Genomic DNA, 15,035 nt, shown 5'->3' on the forward strand with positions numbered 1-15,035 from the left:
GTTAATAATAAGTAGAAGTTTAACATATAATAGTTGAATTAAAACAGGCCTAAAGCAGGCCCACCCGGAGAGTAAATAGATTTAACCTGTAGTTTTCCAAGACAAAATGATTATCTGTTACCACAAATTTTCGCGTTCCACTGTTTGTTGAAAAAGAATACTGAACTGATAAGACTTATGCTGCGTCAGCGCTCAAAGTGAGCGTCATGCAGGTCAACCAACTGCAGGAAGAGGACTAAGAGGGCACGGCCGTCTTTAGTCGTAAAGTAGGATGGATATGGGCCTGCAGTTGTCGTACCCTCTCCTAAGAGAAGGGCCGCTTTAAAACAGAGAAGAGGTTATATTGTATTTGGCAAGGAAGCTTTAACAGTAAAGTTTTCTTCATAGGTTTATATTTAAGTAGGCGAATGAGCCAAGTTTACCGAAATTTGCGCTTATTAACAAATAATTAACGTGCTTATGCATACCTTTTAAAGATGCTCAGGGTAATTTTAAAGTTTTAATATTTTAATTAGCAGATACTTACTTTATGAATATCAAAAGGATTTTTTCTTGCTATAAACATTAAACAAATTTTCACTCCATAACATAAATAGTTCTTTAATAAAGAAGGACTATTTATGCCAGTCTTGCAGTAGCACTTTTTACCGCGCGTACTGTACCTTTTCATCCGGAAACAGAAAAAAACGCTACAAAAAAGTCCGATCTTTCTATAAGAAAGGAGCAGGTTCAAGAACGGGTATTACCTAATTAGTTGTTTTCATAATACTAATCCGCAGAGAAAAGAAAAGCAAAACGCTGTCCTGCACTTGCCACTGCAGATGATAATTCCCTTTATACAAGCCTTATACGTAGAAGCCAAAATAAAGGCCGCTGCCCATTCTTCATGAGCAGCGGCCTTTATTTTGGCTTCCTTTCCAGTCCGGAAAAGGGAATATCAACTAAAAACCTGGTACGTCATAAATGCCATCACGTACGCCAGGCCGCTCATATAGAGTAGTTGTGCCAGCGGCCATTGCCAGCTTTTTGTCTCACGGCGCACAATGGCCAGCGTACTCACACACTGCATCGCGAACAGGTAAAAAATCATGAGGGAGAAAGCGCGGGCAGGCGTAAAGAACGGGTCTCCGTTGGCGTCTTTCTCTGTCATTAATTTATTCTTAATGGTGCTCACATTCTCCTCTTCGCCTATGCTGTAGATGGTGGACATGGTCCCTACAAACACTTCACGTGCCGCAAAGGAGGTAAGCAAGGCAATGCCAATCTTCCAGTCGTAACCCAGCGGCCTGATAACGGGTTCTATGGTGCGGCCAATCACGCCGGCATAAGAGGACTCCAACTGATAAGAGGCAATACGGTTCTCTATCTGTGCCTCGCTCAGGTTCTGTGCCTGTGCTTCTGCCACAGCTTTTTGACGGGCCTCCTCAAAGTTATCGCCGGGACCGTAAGAAGCCAGCACCCAAAGTATAATTGAAACAGCAACAATCACTTTACCCGCCTCAAACACAAAAGCTTTTGATTTCTCTACAATAGTAAGCCCCACGTTTTTCCAGCGCGGCATCTTGTACACCGGAAACTCCATAATGAAGTAGCTGCGCTCGCGGGCCTTGAGAATAGTCTTGAGCAGCAGAGCAGAGAAGATAGCAGCCAAAAAACCAATCAGGTACAGCCCCATCAGCACCAGCCCCTGCAGGTTCAGGAACCCAAAATAATACTTCTCCGGCACCACCAGTGCAATCAGGACCGTGTACACAGGTATGCGGGCCGAGCAACTCATCAGCGGCGTCACAAAAATGGTAATCATCCTGTCCTTCCAGTTCTCAATGGTTCTGGCCGACATCACTGCGGGCACGGCACAAGCCACTCCGGAAATAAGTGGCACCACACTTTTTCCGTTCAGGCCGAACTTACGCATGATTTTGTCCATCATGAACGTGACACGCGCCATATAGCCAGTTTCCTCCAGAATGGCAATAAAGGCAAACAGCACGGCAATCTGCGGCACAAATATCAGTACCCCACCCAGTCCGGCAATCACACCTTCTGTGAGCAGATTAACCAGAGGCCCTTCAAAATTTTCCTGAATCAGGCTATTCAGGTTGGCAATTCCAAGATCAATCAGGTCCATGGGGTAACTTGCCCATGCAAACACCGCCTGAAAAATGAGGAACAGGATGGTAAAGAAGATAAGGTAACCGAAAACCTTGTGCGTCAGAATCTGGTCAAGGCGGTTACTGAATTTCTCGGCTTTATCAGCCTTTTCTACCCGCACAATGTCGAGCAGCATTTCGTTGATGCGGGTATAGCGGGCAACGGTTTCATTGGCCTGCTGCGTGATGGAATTAAATTCTGCTTTCTGCAGCAACGTTTCCAACCACGCCACATCCTGCTCTGATAAAAATTTAAGGCCTTTATAGTGGTGGGCATACTGCAGCGCCACATAATCATTCTCCAGGCCAAACCTCGACTTTACTGCCTGAAGCAATGGCTTTAGCTCTGCAGGCACCTCATAAAAGGATACTTTTGTTGCCTCCAGTTGCTGTGACATCACAATTTTGAGAGCTGCCACTCCCAGCCCTTTACGGGCATTCATGGGTATTACTGGTACTCCCAGTTCCCGGTGCAGGGCAGGAATGTCAATTTTCACCCCTTCCTGCTCAGCCACATCCACCATGTTCAGTGCCAGCACCGACGGGATCTGTAAATCTGCCAGCTGCGAGAACAGCAACAGGTTGCGCTTCAGGTTAGACGCATCAGCGGTTACAATAACAAGGTCTGGGTAGTGCTTAGACTCCGGGTCATAAAGCAGATTAATAACAACCCGCTCGTCCAGGGACTTCGGGTATAGACTGTAAGTGCCCGGAAGGTCAATAACCTGCGCCTTTAAATTTGGCGTCAATTGGCTGTAGCCGGTTTTTTTATCTACTGTAACACCCGGAAAGTTGCCAACCTTCTGGTTAAGGCCGGTAAGCTGATTAAAAAGAGATGTTTTGCCTGAGTTTGGATTACCAATCAGGGCAATTTTTGCCATGCTTGGCTGCACAGATGGCCTTTCGACCTTTGGTATATCAGGTTGGGTAGTTACAAAAGTCATGAATCAGGTTTACTGCTTGAGCAATATTGTCTCGGCTTCGTCTAAGCGCAGTGAGAGGGTATAATCGTTCACAATAATCGTGATAGGGTCGCCAAAGGGGGCACGGCTGTTCAGCTTCACCTCCGTACCGGGTATGCAACCCATCTCGAGCAGTTTCAGCCCCATTTCAGGGTCACTCAGGCAGCAGATAACACCGCTTTCCCCTATTTTCAGGTCGCGCACACTTTTTTGCCCCTGCTGTTCTTCTGCCTTTTTTCGCACCTCTAACTGGTTTTATTTAGACTCATTATAAACAACTGCAAGTTACAAGGTGTTCAGTAGGAAAGCAAAAGATTTGCAGATTTGGAGACAGGGAGATGTGAATAATTGGAAATGAGCAGGTTAAATAGTTAAAAAAAGTTGGATGCAGACATGGAGATAGGGGAATCCCGGGATGAGGAAATGTAAGAATCATTCTCACATTTCCTCATCTTCCCACCTCCAAATCAGGAAATTCACTCTGAGTAGAAAATCCGCTTGACGCGGGTGCTGACGTTGGTGAGCAGCTCATACGGAATGGTGCCTATTTGTTTGGCCAGCTCCACCAGCGTCAGTTGCGGACCGAACACGATCACCTCATCGCCCGCTTTTACATCCAGCCCTGTCACATCGACCATGCACATATCCATGCACACGTTGCCGATGAGAGGGCAGCGCTGCCCGTGAATGAGCACCTGCCCAACGCCGTTGCTGAAGCGTCGGTCGTAGCCATCGGCATAGCCTATGGCGATGGTAGCAGTAGTTTTATCTGAATCTGCTACTCCTTTGCGGCTGTAGCCTACTGTGTCACCCTGCTTTACCTTCTTCACCTGCGACACTGTTGTTTTGAGCACACTCACCGGGCGCAGCGCCTCCTGTTCAGCCCCTGTGGCCTCCACACCATACAACCCAATGCCCAGGCGCACCATGTCCAGCTGATGCTCCGGAAAACGCACAATACCCGCAGAGTTCAGTACATGCTTGATAACGCGATAGCCTAAACGCGTCTCTACTTCATCAGCCATCTCTCTGAACCTGCGGATTTGCAGCTGTGAGAAATCATTGTGTACTGCCTCGTCAGCTCCCGCCAGGTGGCTGAAAGCAGTCATGACCTGCACCTGCGGATACTGCTGCAGCAAGGTGAACAGTGCGCCAAAGTCCTCTTCCGTAAAGCCCAGGCGGTGCATACCGGTGTCCAGCTTCAGGTGTATTTTAACGACGGCAGCGCCAGCCAGAGAGGTAACGTACGCCTGCAGCTGTTCCAGGGCATATATTTCCGGTTCCAGGTTATACTGCCGGAGCTTGGCAAAACTGTCCGGCGATGGGTTCATCACCATAATGGGCAGCGTGATACCATTCTCCCGCAGCTGCACTCCTTCATCCGCGTAAGCCACTGCAAGGTAGTCCACGCGGTGAAACTGCAGCAGGTTAGCGACCTCAAAGCTGCCGCTGCCATAGGCGAAGGCCTTTACCATCACCATCAGCCGCACATCCGGGGCCAGCTTGGAGCGGTAGTAGTTGAGGTTGTGCACCAGCGCATCCAGGTTCACCTCCAGCACCGTACCATGCACCTTCTGCTGAAAAGCCTGTACAATTTTCTCAAACTCAAACACACGCGCGCCTTTTACCAGAATCAGCTCGTCGCGGAAACGGGCGGGACTGAACTGCGCCAGGAAGTCTGCAGTAGAGGGATGAAATTCTGCCGGAACACTGAACAGGTTGCTGTACTTGCTGATTTTCTCACCAATCGCAATCAGCCGCTCTACCCCGCGCGCCTGAACTAACTCTGCTACCTGGCGGTACAGCTTCTCCTCTGGCAGCCCGGATTCCAGCAAGTCAGAAAGAATAACTGTGCGGTTGCCGCGCTGCGGTTGGTTTACCAGCAAGCCCAGCGCGATGGCTAAGCCAGCAAGGTCATTGTTATAGGTATCGTCGATGAGGTAGCAACTGTTGATGGCCTCTTTCATTTCGAGACGCATAGCCACAGGGTGCAGCCGGTCCAGCCGGTCCTGGATTTCAGAAAGCGGCAGGTTGCGGTACAGCAGCACAGCCAGGCAATGAAGTGCGTTTTCTACAGACGCCTCATCCGTAAAAGGAATTGCCAGCCGCTGCTTTGCTCCCTGGTAGGCAAATACCACAATAGTTTTATGTCCGACAGTATTTGTAGCCGTGATAGCAACGTCCGCTGCCTGTGTTCTGGCCCAGGTGAATGTTTTGATTCCCTGCGCCTGCACTGCCTCGTGCACCAGCGAATGGTCAGCGCAGTAAAAGAGCAGTTCTACATCCTTAAACAGCTTCAGCTTCTCCTCCACCTTCTGTTGATGTGATGCAAAACCTTCGTCGTGTGCGCTACCAATGTTAGTGAAGATGCCGAAGGTTGGCTGTATGATTTGTTGTAACTTCTCCATCTCACCCGGTTGCGAGATGCCCGCCTCAAAAATAGCGAAGGTATGGTTTTGCTCTATCTGCCACACACTCAATGGCACGCCCAGCTGCGAATTATAGCTGCGGGGGCTTTTCACTACCAGTTCGTCCGGGCTCAGCAGCTGCGCCAGCCACTCCTTTACAATAGTTTTGCCATTGCTGCCTGTTACCCCGATGACCGGAATTTGAAACTGCGCCCGGTGCCAGGCCGCCAGCTTTTGCAGCGCCTCCAGGCTATCTGCTACCCGTAGTATGTTTGCCTGCGGATAGTGCTGCTTCAATTCCGCCTCATCACCCTGCTCTACCAGAAAAGCCCTTACCCCCTGCTGATACAGCTGCGGCAGGTACTTATGCCCATCATTGTACCTGCCCCGGATAGCGAAGAAAAGGGTGCCCGTGGGCTGCGAAAGCTTACGGCTGTCGGTGAGCAGGTGCACAACTGGCTGTGGCTGCACTAACTGCACCACATGCCCTTGTATGATTGAAGTGAGTTCCTGGAATGTAAGCATGAAATATAGGGATATGCCTGCGCAAAGATAAAGTAAAATAGAGTCAGAATTCAGCGCATGAGATCACAGACATTTTTCACTACAAAAAAGCAGCCTCCTGTACTTCACCTGCCTCTACTTTCTTTACCTTTGCGCTCTTTTAATACGATTACTTCCTATGGAAACTACGGAAACCAAACCATATTATGCGGCAGGCATAGCAGCCTTTGTTATCTGGGGCTTCATTCCCTTTCCGCTCAAGGCGCTGGCGGCATATCCAAGCGGGCAGATTCTGCATTTCCGGGTGGCCTTCTCCATTGTGTTGCTGCTGCTTATCTCGCTGTTATTTCGCCGCAGGCAGATGCAGCAAACGCTGGCGCAGGTAAAAAACGCTTTGCCCCGGCAGAAGCGCCTGTTTATGCTCTACACTTTTCTCGGCGGGGCGCTGCTTACTATCAACTGGCTGGCATTTATTTATGTTATCAACCATATTAATATACAGACCGGCTCTTTCTCCTATTTGCTATGCCCTATCCTGACGGCGGTGCTCGGATTTATGTTACTGAAGGAAGAGCTGCGGGCAAATCAATGGCTGGCCATTGGCCTTAGCGCCCTGAGCTGTGTATTGGTAGGAACCGGCGAACTGTCAAGCCTGCTGTTTAGCCTGCTGATTGCGCTGAGCTATGCTTTTTACCTCATCACGCAGCGTCTCCTGAAGGCTTATGACAAAATTGTGCTGCTTACGCTACAGTTGCTGCTTTCTTTTGCACTCCTGGCACCGTTTTACAGTTACTTTGTAGGGGAAAGCAATGTGGCGCTAAACTCCCACTTCTTCCTGAACATCGCTATTCTGAGCGCTGGCTTTACCGTGCTGCCACTGTTCCTGAACCTTTTCGCGCTGAAAGAGCTTACCTCCGGCACCATTGGCATTCTGATGTACATCAACCCCATCATCAACTTCGTGATGGCATTCCTGTATTTTAACGAGCAGACAACATCCACAAAGCTGTTGGCTTACCTGCTGATTTTTGTCTCTGTTATCATTTACAACCTGAACATCAAGGGACGCAAAAAGCGGGGCAATGGGCTGGTTATTCCACCAGTGGGCACTACCGCAATTGTTAAATAGAAGAAGCCCCGGCAGTTGTTACTGCCGGGGCTTCTTCTATTTAAGCTTCTGTATTATTGACCGTCAATTTCACGGTTTGGAGGCGTAGTTGGAATTGGGCGCTGGTTTGGGTTTTCTCTTTGCTGCCTTTCCATATTCTGCTGATGCAGTCGTCGTGCAGCCGTATCCACGTTAGAGCGCATATCGCCAAACTGGTCGGCTTGCTCACCTGTTTCAGCACTATCGCCTATGGTAGATGGGCGCGGCTCATTCAAGTGTTCGGCATCTGTCATTTCCACAATGGCCGCTGAGGTACTGGTGTCGTCGGTGGGGTTAGAGGCTGGCCTATCTCCACAGCCAAACCCAACAACGGCTGCAAAAGCCACTGCTACCCCTGTTTTAAATATATTTGATATCATTTTCATGTCGGTTTCTTTCATTAGTTATTGTACTGTTTTTAACGAACACAGCGCTAATAGGTTATGAAAGCAGGCTTTCTTCCTACAAGCCGTTAAAACCCGAATCCAAACATGATACCGGTTCTGGCCTTGTTACCTTCTTGGAACGAGGTGACGAAATCCATCCGGATTACCTTAAAAATATGCTCAATGCCCAGGCCCAACTCCAGGTAGTGCCGCGACTCCTGCGTGTTCAGGTAGTTCAGGCTTATTACCTCCTGCCATTTCAGCTTGCGAAACAGCGGTATTTTATTGAACAGGAAACCATTGAAGTGATGCTCGTAGTGCGCCTCCAGGTAACGGTTATTGGTGCTATATCGGTAATAGTCCAGCAACTGGAAGCCCTCGTACACGCCTGCAAACAAGGTACGGTTGCCATTGAAGTGCTTGTAGTCCATCAGGTACATGTTCTGCCTGTCCCAGAAGGAACCTCCCGTTACGCTGTACTTGCTTCGTCCAAATAGGCCCATACTAGCGTCATCGCTGATGCGCAGGGCGGCAGTGCTATAGTTCACATCGCTGCCCAATGCATGTATACCCGTCCGGAAGCCTAACGTAAAAGTAGGATATTTAGAACCCAGGTTGATTTTGTTATCCGGGCGGGTAATGTACCGTTGCCCTGGCTGTATGCTCACATTCAGGCTGAGGGTCAGCGCCTCGTGCGCAGAGAAGGACGCGTCTGCCAGTTCAGCATTCACCGGCACGTTGGAGGTGAAGCGGCTCTCTGTGTCTTCCCGGCTTCGGAAGGTGTAATCAGTGGTGTTGTGCAGGGGCATGCGGTGAGCATAGTCCACCCACCCATGAAAATAAACCCCGTTCAGCGGCTCGCCACGGTAGCTGACACGGCCAAAGTCGCGCTGGTAGAGCTTCATAAAGTTGCGCTCTGCCACCAGTGTGTAGACAGTGTTCACAAAAGGGGAGATAGGATTTACAGCGCTGATTTGCTCCACGTAACGCCCTCCTTCCACCGACACCGTGCTGTTCTTAATCGGGTCGTACTGGTAGCTCAGGCGCAGCTTCGCGTTTAATTTTTCGTTCGAGAACCCGTAACGCACAGCAGGGGCAATCTCGTAGCGGGTACGGTCTTCAAAACGCTTCACATACTCCATCCGCACATCAGCCACCACGCCCTCTACCGTATTGTACTGCAAAATACTGGGCCCTCCGGTTATGCTAAGCAGCGGGTCGAAACGGTAATATTTTCTCTCATAGGTATTGGAGTGGGTATAGCCGCCAATCAGGAAGCTCCCAAAAGAGGGTTTGTTCCGCACCTGGTCCAGTGAATCCTGATAGGGCTTTGATTTTTTAATGACCTCCAGGCTATCTTTTTTCTGATAATCTTTTACCTCTTCCTGTGTCAGGGGTACAGGCCGCACCTCCGCCCAGTAAGCAGAATCCCGGTCATTGGCTTCCTTCTCTACCACCAGTATCTCTTTGCTGAAGAGCTTCTCATCGTGGATGGGCTTCTGCTCTTCCGGCGCGACAGGCTCGGGCTCTATAAGCTTTACCCTTGGCTTTTTAGGAGCTTGCGCCTCCGCCACGGCTGTTTCCGCCACAGGCTCTGGTTCCTCCTCCTTTAGCTGGGGAGGCCTTGCGTAAGCCGGCTGCACCCTGTACCTGGAGTACACCGCCATGGCATAGCCACCGCCCTTAAAGCCAAGACCTGCCGCCTCGAAACTAAAGCGCTGCGACACCGGCATCCACACATGCTCCGCCACCGGCGCATACACCTGCCGTACCCGTATCCAGTCTACAAACTCGATACCGGCATCCTTTGTCAGCCGCAGGTCTGTGCTGTGGATGCGCCAGCTGCCGTCTACAATGTAAAGATTACCTGAGAAGACAGGGTCATTTTTGCGGCGCGGTATTACCTTTATTTTGTTGATGGTGCGACCATCTTCCTGGAAAGTACCCAGATACTCGAAGCGGTAATAGAACAGAGCATTGTTCGCCAGCGGCGACACGAATCCCCGCTCACTCAGCCCCTCCACCTTCAGCAGGTTATCGTAAAAGCTGACATTCATTTCAGAGGCCTGGTTAAAGCTGAAGCCTTTCTTCTGCCCGCTTACTTTACTTGAGATAATGCGCTCGTTTACCTTGTTCGGCCGCTTAAAGCTCAGCTCCGACACCGACTCCGAAAGGTACACAATGCCCGTGTCCACGTCCACCACTTTTATACCCAATACCTTTGGCGGCACCTTGTCGAGACGGTAGACGCCTTTCATGTACACGCGGGCGCTCCAGGCTTTTACCTCGTTCTGGTGGTATTTGCGCAACCGGATGGCATTGCGCATGATGCCATAGGCAGGGTCTTCGTCGGCGGCACGTACCACTACCTCCTTCAGATTAAGCACCTCCGGCTGCAATTGCACGTTCAGTTCCTGCGTTCCCTCTCCTACCGTTACTTTCTCGAACGTGGCTCGGTAACCGACATACTTGAATTCGAGGGTATAGGTACCCGGCTTAAGCTGTAGTTGGTAATAGCCCTCATCGTTAGAGGCAGTGCCACTGGCGGTTTCCTTGATATAAATGCTGGCAAAAGGAAGGCCTTTGCCATTTTCGTCTACAATGCGGCCGCGCAACACACCGGCCATGGAAAAAAGAGGCAGCAGAAAGAGCAGAAGGAGCAGGCAATATTGACGCATGTGCTAAGGGTTATGGCGCTTTGCCAGGCTGGCAGGCAAAGTTATGACATAAAGGGTTTTACAAGTAGAACAGAGACTTGTTTTGCTAACGAAAAAACTAACACAAAATGTTTGATCACCTACACATATTTGGCTACAGGCCATTCTTCTCAAGCGGTTTGCTTGCCTGCGCCAGAGCCGCCTGCTTTGTCAGCCGTGTTTTGTAACGCATATTCAGCACCACCCCCAGCAGCACCAGCCCCATGCCTACATACGTCCACACATCAAACGTTTCACCAAAGAGTATAAAGCCCAGGAACAAGGCATAGATGATACCGATGTAGTTAAGGTTTGCAACTTTAGATATTTCTTCGGTCTGGTAAGACATGGTCATGTAATACTGCCCCAACTGGGTAAGGATCCCCACCAGTAACAGCAGCGCCCAGTCCCAACCCTCGGGCTGCACCCAATTGAACATGGAGTAGATACCTACCACCGGTAAGGTAACCAACGGAAAGTAAAAGATAATGACCAGCGGGTGCTCCTGCGTATTAAGTCTGCGCACGATGGTATAGGCAATTCCGGAGAAAACAGAACTTAGCACGCCCAGCCACAGGTAAAACGTATCAACACCTGTCTCTACCCCTTCAATTACCAGTACGCCGCAAAACGAGAGCAGGAAGAAAACCCACTGCCAGGGCCTCACCTTCTCCTTCACGATAAAAATCCCCAGTATAGCCGTGAATATGGGTGACATGTACTGCACCGTAGCGGCCGTGGCCAGCGGGATGTTCTGTAGTGTATTAAAGAAAAGAATCAGCGCTGTTGCCCCTACTGCTCCTCTTGCTATCAGCCAGGCATGGTTGTTCCCCCACACGCTTACGTTTGCCCTGCGCAGGTAAGCGAAGCTAATAATCAGCGAGATAACGGACCGGAACATAATTACCTCTACCGCCGGTATATGCGACACCAGTTTTACACTAACGTTCATCAGTGAGAAAAACAGCGTGGACAGCAGCATGTACTTAACTCCTTTGGAAAGCATAAGCTTTTATTCAAATCAGGCGACAAAGGTCAGGCTTTAGATTGTTGATTGCTAATTGTTGTGTTGAATGGTTCTACAGCCGGGTGTAGAAACTCTAACTCCTAAACTTTCTAACTCTTTAATTTTCTTATTTTGCCCAAGAACCATGCACAGCAGCAGATTGTTTATATTTGAGTAACCAACCCACCAGAGATTTGGAGCGACAAAAGCAACAGAAGCACTACACACCCAAAGAAGCCTTGATAAAAGCAGCAGCTTATTGTGCCTACCAGGACCGTACGCAGCAGGAGGTTCGGACCAAGCTCTTCTCCTACGGCCTGGAGCCGGACGATGTGGAAGAACTGATTGTGCGCCTAAGCCAGGAGAAGCTGATTGATGAGGAACGCTATGCGCAAAGCTATGTACGCGGCAAGTACGGCCTGAAGAAATGGGGCCGACGCAAGATTATGCAGGGCCTGAAGAGCAAAGGCATCTCCGACTACTGCATCAAACAGGGCATGAAAGAAATTGACCCGGAGGTGTATGAGGAGAACCTCCTGAACCTGCTGGAGAAAAAAAATGCCTCTGAAAAAGAAAAGAACCCGTTCACGCGCCGCCAGAAGCTAAGCTACTTTCTCATGAGCAAAGGCTATGAAAATGACCTGGTGCAGGAGGCAGTGAAAAAGTTAGAAAGTTAGAGAGTTGAAAAGTTAGAAAGTTGAAAAGGAATCGCTGGCGCCGGTATCTAACCGGTGACATACAATGGGAGCGAGTCTCCAGACTCACTTGCGAAATTACCTCCCCCCGGCCCTACCCTAAAATAGGAGGGGGAATTCGGCTGTATTATTTTCCTGCTGCCTCAAAGTACGTATTGCAACTGGCGGTATTGAAGTCGTTCTACAAAGTACGAAATACGTGTGTCGCTTTTACCGCTTCGGTGGTACCTGTGGGTTTTGGATTCTGCGCTGCGGCACCAGCACTACACGGCGGCCGGTAATTTCCTCCAGCATGGGTTTGAGGACTTTCTCAGCATTCTCGGTTGTTTGGCGCAGGATACCTGAATTCAGGGCTGCCTTCTTCACGTTCTGCTCAGCGTACTTGTATCCCTCTTCCACCAGCTCCGCATCCTGGAAGTAAGTGTTCTCTTTACTGAAGACTTTCGATTTGCTGTGGTCTACCTTGTAATAGCAAATTTCTGGTGCAGGCAGTGCTACCTGTATCAACGAATCGCCTTGAAACTCAATATCCTCCTGGGTGATTTTGGCAAAGTCTACACAGCCTACCGCCTCCCCGGATACGATAAGCACCAGTTTGGAATTTGGAATGAAACGGGAAACAGTTTTCTCGTATTCCACCACATCTTTGAAATTGTAACGCACCAGCTCCATACGGCCCATATCTTCCACGGAGGTCAGCACGGTGTTGTAGTTCACCACCACCTCCGGCACCTTTCTCTCCTCAGACTTATCAAAAAAGCTCCCGAAGGTGCGCCAGAGGAAAATTCCAGCCAAAATAATGAGAATCCAGGGGATGAGTTTAAACAGAAGGCGGAGCAGGGGCATGTAGTGAAATAAGTTTAGCAGATGCGTGGTTAATTATGTTATTTTTACGCTATACCAACAGAAATCATGCCCAATAAGTTACAGGCTTTACTGCCCCACCCGCAGTTAAGCACAGCATCTGAAAAGAGAATACACATAGCGTTGATTGTTCTTTGGACAGTGTTGCATACTACTCTTTTCTTCAAGTATGGCGTCCGCACCACCGACGATTCTTGGGAGTACCTGAAATATGCCCATGCCATTGCAGATGAGTTTTACTTCGCCAACAACTATTATATTAAATACTTGGGTTACCCACTGTTTCTGGCGCTTCTGTTCAAATTAGGCATCGGCCTTAAAGGAGTCATCATAGCGCAGACCTTGCTTTCGGGTGTTGCCACCGTTTACTTTTACCGCACCACAAAAATGCTGGCTGGTAATGTACTCGCTCCTGCACTTGCTACTTTTATACTGATCATCTGGTACGACCTGCAGTTGTTTCATGCCTTCATCATGACTGAATCGCTATATGTCAGCTTGCTGATGTTCGCCTTCTACCTCATCGTGCGGACTAATTCGGTGAGGCAATCACTTTGGGCGGTTCCGGTATTGCTGTATGTGGCGCTGGTCCGGCCGAATGGGTTCATAGCAGTAGTTGCCTATGCCGCTTACCTGATTACAATTGCATATCAAACAGCCCCTACCAAACAGCAGCGCCGGTTGCTCCTAACTGCAGTAGTTATCGTACCGCTTGCCGCCATCCTTGTGGTTGACCAGTACCTGTTGCAGTCTTTTACTGTTGTAGAAACCTACGAGAAGGGTGAAGTGATTTACCTGTACAAAGGCCTGCTAGTGCATTCAGACAAGCCTATTGTTATGCCTCCGGCAGACGCCTCTCCACTTACGAAGCTCTACCTGTTTGTGCGTGACAATACCTCCTACTTTTTCAGGATGTCCGCTTTGCGCTTCCTGCTGTTCTGGGGAAACGTAAAGCCGTTCTTTTCGGTGTTTCATAACACCATGATTGTGCTGCTTCTCTACCCGCTGTATGTTTTTGGAGCCATAGCTTTACTAAAGGACAGGATACCACTTGCCATCAGAATGTTTGGTGTGCTGCTGGTGCTACAGCAGGCGTTCATCACCACCATTACAAGTGAAAATGAAACCGGCCGCTTCCTGTTAAGTGTCGTGTTCATCGTTTTTGCCTTCGGTGCCACAGGAATCAGCTGGCAAATAGAAAAGTGGAAGCCTAAGCTCGATGTTTAGTTACACCTCTATCCCCAGCCGCTCCTTAAAGCCTGCATTGCCTTGCAAACCACCGGTATGGATAGCCACAATGCGGCTGCCTTTGGGGAAGTAGCTTTGCCGGATTAAATCAAAGAGGCCGTACATCATTTTACCTGTATAGATAGGCTCCAGAGGGATGTGGTGCTGGTCCTGGAATGCCTTCATAAAAGCCAACAGTTCTGCTTTTACTTTTGCGTAGCCGCCGAAGTGGTAGTCCGTAATGAGTCGCCAGTTTTGATATGTCTGCCCGCAGTAGTTAAGGACCAGCTGTTCTATTTCCTCTTGAAGGAAATCACCGCCCTTTAGCGCCGGAAAAGCCAGCACCTGCTTCTCGCCTGCCAAGCCAGCAATAATACCAGCCACCGTGCCACCCGTGCCGGAGGCGCAGCAAACAGAATCATATTCAATAGCGATGTCCTGCACGATTTCGGTGCAGCCTTTCACCGCCAGGTTGTTGGTACCACCTTCCGGTAGTATATAGGGCTTTCCGTACTGCTCCGCCAACTCGTCCAAGAATGCTGCATCACCCTTTTGCCGGTACTTTTCGCGGGAGATATACTGCAGTTGCATGCCGCATGATGTAGCATAGAGGAGGGTGGGGTTCAAGGGCAGGTATTCCTCTCCCCTGATGATACCCACTGTTTTGAAGCCAAAAGCTTTGCCGGCTGCTGCGGTGGCCGCAATGTGATTAGAGTAGGCTCCGCCGAAGGTCAGGAGCGTGTGGTGTTGTAGCTGCTTAGCCTCCTGCAGGTTGTACTTCAGCTTGCGCCACTTATTGCCCGGTATTTCCGGATGCAACAGGTCTTCCCGCTTTATCCAGAGCTCCACCTGGTGTTCCTGCAGGAGTGGGTCTGTTAGTTGTTGCAGTGGTGCTTCCATACTTGGTTTAAAAAGAAGCCCCAGCGCTGGCTGAGGCTCTTAACTTATTGTCTGGTTCAGGATTTACAGGATGAAAGAAGGATACACAGG

General features: G+C 49.6%; 11 protein-coding genes. 3 read left to right on the plus strand and 8 right to left on the minus strand.

What is annotated here, in order from left to right; all coding sequences use genetic code 11:
* Nucleotides 1-937 precede the first annotated feature (937 nt).
* From feoB to ACYVB1_RS11125, 3 genes are all read right to left on the minus strand, one after another.
* Nucleotides 938-3,031 carry a ferrous iron transport protein B gene (gene feoB / locus ACYVB1_RS11115; protein WP_460923685.1) on the minus strand — a complete coding sequence of 698 codons (2,094 nt, stop codon included), beginning with the start codon at nucleotides 3,029-3,031 and terminating at the stop codon, nucleotides 938-940.
* A 72-nt stretch (nucleotides 3,032-3,103) separates the two neighbouring features.
* Nucleotides 3,104-3,355 (minus strand): FeoA family protein, encoded by a 252-nt coding sequence (locus tag ACYVB1_RS11120; RefSeq protein WP_460923648.1) that lies wholly within the window; start codon nucleotides 3,353-3,355, stop codon nucleotides 3,104-3,106.
* Nucleotides 3,356-3,588: 233 nt separating this feature from the next.
* On the minus strand, nucleotides 3,589-6,045 hold the full coding sequence (locus ACYVB1_RS11125; protein WP_460923649.1) for a bifunctional UDP-N-acetylmuramoyl-tripeptide:D-alanyl-D-alanine ligase/alanine racemase: 2,457 nt from the start codon (nucleotides 6,043-6,045) through the stop codon (nucleotides 3,589-3,591).
* A gap of 157 nt (nucleotides 6,046-6,202) precedes the next feature.
* Here ACYVB1_RS11125 and ACYVB1_RS11130 point away from each other — a divergent pair, with 157 nt between their 5' ends.
* Nucleotides 6,203-7,153 (plus strand): EamA family transporter, encoded by a 951-nt coding sequence (locus ACYVB1_RS11130; RefSeq protein WP_460923650.1) that lies wholly within the window; start codon nucleotides 6,203-6,205, stop codon nucleotides 7,151-7,153.
* 53 nt (nucleotides 7,154-7,206) lie between these two features.
* Here ACYVB1_RS11130 and ACYVB1_RS11135 read toward each other — a convergent pair whose 3' ends face one another.
* The 3 genes from ACYVB1_RS11135 to ACYVB1_RS11145 form a co-directional block, all read right to left on the minus strand.
* On the minus strand, nucleotides 7,207-7,551 hold the full coding sequence (locus ACYVB1_RS11135; protein WP_460923651.1) for a hypothetical protein: 345 nt from the start codon (nucleotides 7,549-7,551) through the stop codon (nucleotides 7,207-7,209).
* Between the two features lie 92 nt (nucleotides 7,552-7,643).
* Nucleotides 7,644-10,235, minus strand: coding sequence for a DUF5686 and carboxypeptidase regulatory-like domain-containing protein (locus ACYVB1_RS11140; protein WP_460923652.1), 2,592 nt, complete (start codon nucleotides 10,233-10,235; stop codon nucleotides 7,644-7,646).
* 133 nt (nucleotides 10,236-10,368) lie between these two features.
* Nucleotides 10,369-11,259, minus strand: coding sequence for a DMT family transporter (locus tag ACYVB1_RS11145; protein WP_460923653.1), 891 nt, complete (start codon nucleotides 11,257-11,259; stop codon nucleotides 10,369-10,371).
* Nucleotides 11,260-11,429: 170 nt separating this feature from the next.
* Here ACYVB1_RS11145 and ACYVB1_RS11150 point away from each other — a divergent pair, with 170 nt between their 5' ends.
* On the plus strand, nucleotides 11,430-11,936 hold the full coding sequence (locus ACYVB1_RS11150) for a regulatory protein RecX (RefSeq protein ID WP_460923654.1): 507 nt from the start codon (nucleotides 11,430-11,432) through the stop codon (nucleotides 11,934-11,936).
* A gap of 228 nt (nucleotides 11,937-12,164) precedes the next feature.
* Here the strand turns inward: ACYVB1_RS11150 and ACYVB1_RS11155 are convergent, their stop codons facing one another.
* Complete coding sequence (locus ACYVB1_RS11155; protein WP_460923655.1) at nucleotides 12,165-12,800, minus strand: DUF4230 domain-containing protein; 636 nt, start codon at nucleotides 12,798-12,800, stop codon at nucleotides 12,165-12,167.
* A gap of 66 nt (nucleotides 12,801-12,866) precedes the next feature.
* Between ACYVB1_RS11155 and ACYVB1_RS11160 the strand changes: the two genes are divergently transcribed.
* Nucleotides 12,867-14,045, plus strand: a complete 1,179-nt coding sequence (locus ACYVB1_RS11160; protein WP_460923656.1) for a hypothetical protein — start codon at nucleotides 12,867-12,869, stop codon at nucleotides 14,043-14,045.
* Here ACYVB1_RS11160 and ACYVB1_RS11165 read toward each other — a convergent pair whose 3' ends face one another.
* Nucleotides 14,046-14,945, minus strand: coding sequence for a 1-aminocyclopropane-1-carboxylate deaminase/D-cysteine desulfhydrase (locus tag ACYVB1_RS11165; protein WP_460923657.1), 900 nt, complete (start codon nucleotides 14,943-14,945; stop codon nucleotides 14,046-14,048).
* Between the last annotated feature and the right edge of the window lie 90 nt (nucleotides 14,946-15,035).

This window comes from Pontibacter brevis, from assembly GCF_054779655.1.

Excerpts from the sequence above, each read along its gene's own strand:
- feoB (WP_460923685.1), bottom strand. The coding sequence starts at position 3,031 with ATGGCAAAAATTGCCCTGATTGGTAATCCAAACTCAGGCAAAACATCT.
- ACYVB1_RS11125 (WP_460923649.1), bottom strand. The coding sequence starts at position 6,045 with ATGCTTACATTCCAGGAACTCACTTCAATCATACAAGGGCATGTGGTG.
- ACYVB1_RS11130 (WP_460923650.1), top strand. The coding sequence starts at position 6,203 with ATGGAAACTACGGAAACCAAACCATATTATGCGGCAGGCATAGCAGCC.
- ACYVB1_RS11135 (WP_460923651.1), bottom strand. The coding sequence starts at position 7,551 with ATGATATCAAATATATTTAAAACAGGGGTAGCAGTGGCTTTTGCAGCC.
- ACYVB1_RS11140 (WP_460923652.1), bottom strand. The coding sequence starts at position 10,235 with ATGCGTCAATATTGCCTGCTCCTTCTGCTCTTTCTGCTGCCTCTTTTT.
- ACYVB1_RS11145 (WP_460923653.1), bottom strand. The coding sequence starts at position 11,259 with ATGCTTTCCAAAGGAGTTAAGTACATGCTGCTGTCCACGCTGTTTTTC.
- ACYVB1_RS11155 (WP_460923655.1), bottom strand. The coding sequence starts at position 12,800 with ATGCCCCTGCTCCGCCTTCTGTTTAAACTCATCCCCTGGATTCTCATT.
- ACYVB1_RS11160 (WP_460923656.1), top strand. The coding sequence starts at position 12,867 with ATGCCCAATAAGTTACAGGCTTTACTGCCCCACCCGCAGTTAAGCACA.
- ACYVB1_RS11165 (WP_460923657.1), bottom strand. The coding sequence starts at position 14,945 with ATGGAAGCACCACTGCAACAACTAACAGACCCACTCCTGCAGGAACAC.